Consider the following 2,535-nt stretch of genomic DNA (forward strand, 5'->3'; position numbering starts at 1 on the left):
ACCTGAAATCGAATACCTTCACCGCCCGCTACAACATCACCGACGATGCCAAAAGCTGGCTCGATCTCCACATCAACGCCTCTTACAACAAGACGCTTCTCGATCTGACGACGCTCGTCCCGCAGAACCGTTTCGATCCGACGACCGGCCTGCCCGTGGTGCTGCCCGCCGGGTCGCTCTCGACTTTCGATGTCGGGACGACCGGCATCGACATATGGAACACGTCGCGATTCGAGACCGCCGGCATTGCGCATGAGTTGACTTACGGCGGTGACTGGGTCGGCGACGACGTCGAAACCGGGGGCACAGCCGGCGGCGACAGCTTCTACACGCCGTCAGGTAAGCGCAACGTCTCCGGCGCCTATGTCCAGGACAAGCTGACCTGGGAATGGCTGGAGGTCATCACCGGCCTGCGCTACGACAGGTACAGCCTGAAGGACTCCGAGCACGAGACATCAGGCGACCGGCTGTCGCCGCGCATCACCGTCGGCGTATCGCCCTTCGAAAGCGCTGACCTCGCCGGCCTGCAGTTTTACGGCACCTATGCGGAAGGCTACCGCTCACCCTCGCTGACGGAGACGCTGATCAGCGGTAACCATCCGGCCGGCGTCACCTTCCCCTTCCTGCCCAATCCAAATCTCAAGCCTGAGACCGGCAAGACCGTCGAGTTCGGCGTCAACTACAAGCAGAACGACATTTTCGAAGGCGGCGACGCTCTGCGGCTCAAGGCCGCCTATTTCAACAACAATGTCGAAGACTATATCGACGGCGTCACGCTGTCGGCCTTCGACCCGACCAGCGGCTGCCCGTTCGGCCCCGGCATCCCGATCTGCTTCCAGTATCAGAACTTCGCCAAGGCCAAGATCAACGGTTTTGAACTGGAAAGCGTCTATGACGCCGGCTGGGGCTATGCGGGCTTCTCGGCCTCGATCATCAACGGCCACACCATCTCGTATGAGGGCGAGCGGGCCGACCTTGCCACCATTCCCTCCTCGCAGGTGACGGCGCAGCTCGGCCTTCGCTTCCTCGAGGACAGGCTCACCGTCGGCGGTGAAGTGCAATATAACGGCAAGCCCAAGGGCAATCCGGTGGCCAAGGACTATACGCTGGTCAATGCCTTTGCCAGTTACCAGGCGACCGACAACCTCAAGCTCGACGTCCGCGCCGACAATCTGTTCGATGTCAAATACACCAATCCGCTCAACGCAAGCACGACTGCCGTCCTCTATGAACCGGGCGTCACGCTGAAGCTTGCGGCAACCATGCGCTTTGGAGGCTGAGAACCATGAACTTGACGACATCGCTCTGTCTCTTGACCTCGGCGCTGGCGATGTCGCTCGGCCCGGTGCCGGCGCGCGGCCAGTCCGCGCCAGCGCCGGCCCTTAATCTCGAACTCAACGCCGTGCAGCCTTCGGACAAGGGCTGCCGGCTGACCTTCGTCGTCAACAACGCGCTCGGCGCCGACCTGTCGAAGTCCGCTTTCGAAATCGCGCTGTTCAATGAGTCCGGCGTTGTCGACCGCCTCACCGTGCTCGATTTCAAGGACCTGCCGGTCGGCAAGACGAAAGTCACGCGCTTCGATCTCGCGGGCGCCGACTGCGGCAAGCTCGGCCGCGTGCTGATCAACAGCGCGACGGAATGCGCTGGAACCGGCGTCGAGCCGACGGCCTGCATGCGCGACCTGAAGACCTCGACTAAAACCGCCATCGCCTTCGGCGTATAGAGGTGGGGATTGCATCCGGCCCGCCAGGAGACGCCATGGCGTGGGCCATAGGCGGCAACCGATCTTGATTTGACAATTTCTTATCGCGTACAGCAGGTCTCGGCGCGAGACATGCAGGACATCAATCACTCCTCCGATGCAGGCAGCGAACCGGCGATCACGCCGGCCGAGCCGCTCATGCAGCCGCGGCACTCGGCCGGGCATCGCAAATGGCCGGTGGCGATCATTGCTTCCGGCCTGCTCCATGGCGCTGCGGCGGCCGCGTTCCTGTTCGCGCCTGCCGGGATATTCGACTCCATGGACGCGATTCGGGCCGAGGGCACAGATCAGTCCGGCGCCAACGTCACCGGCAGCGCCCTGGACGACCAGTCGTCCGGCGCCGTGGATGTCACCTTGGTGCCCGAACTGCAGCCGGTGAAACGCCAGGCCGCGCAGCCCGCACCGCCGGTCGAAGCGCAGGAACCAGCAAGCGAACCCTCGACGCCTCAGCTTCCGCCGCAAGCCGTCAAGGAAGCCGCTTCCGCGCCGGATATCGTGGCGGCCACCAGCCCACGCCAGGATGACCAGACTGTCCCCGACGACAGCAAACCTACGCCCGCGACCGAACTGCAAAGCGCTGAAGCGCCCCTTGCCGAGCCTCAACAGCCACCGGTCCCCAGTGCGACATCGAGCGGCCCAGCCCCATCGGCAGCGGCAGACCAGACCAATGCAACCGGCGGCACGGCGGATGGCGATACACGCGACGCGCCTGTTGCCGCCAGCAAAGGCAAGAAACAGGTCGCTGCCGGCAATGCCCTGGAATCCCACTACAG

General features: G+C 63.6%; 3 protein-coding genes. All 3 read left to right on the forward strand.

Annotated elements, in window-relative coordinates; translation table 11 throughout:
- The coding region (locus EOA75_RS31770; protein WP_127326060.1) for a TonB-dependent receptor at positions 1-1,280 on the forward strand (1,280 nt) is incomplete at its 5' end.
- 5 nt (positions 1,281-1,285) lie between these two features.
- Complete coding sequence (locus EOA75_RS31775) at positions 1,286-1,723, forward strand: hypothetical protein (RefSeq protein WP_127326061.1); 438 nt, start codon at positions 1,286-1,288, stop codon at positions 1,721-1,723.
- A 111-nt stretch (positions 1,724-1,834) separates the two neighbouring features.
- The coding region (locus EOA75_RS31780; RefSeq protein ID WP_127326062.1) for an energy transducer TonB at positions 1,835-2,535 on the forward strand (701 nt) is incomplete at its 3' end.

This window comes from Mesorhizobium sp. M1A.F.Ca.IN.022.07.1.1, from assembly GCF_003997575.1.
Taxonomy (GTDB): Bacteria; Pseudomonadota; Alphaproteobacteria; order Rhizobiales; family Rhizobiaceae; genus Mesorhizobium.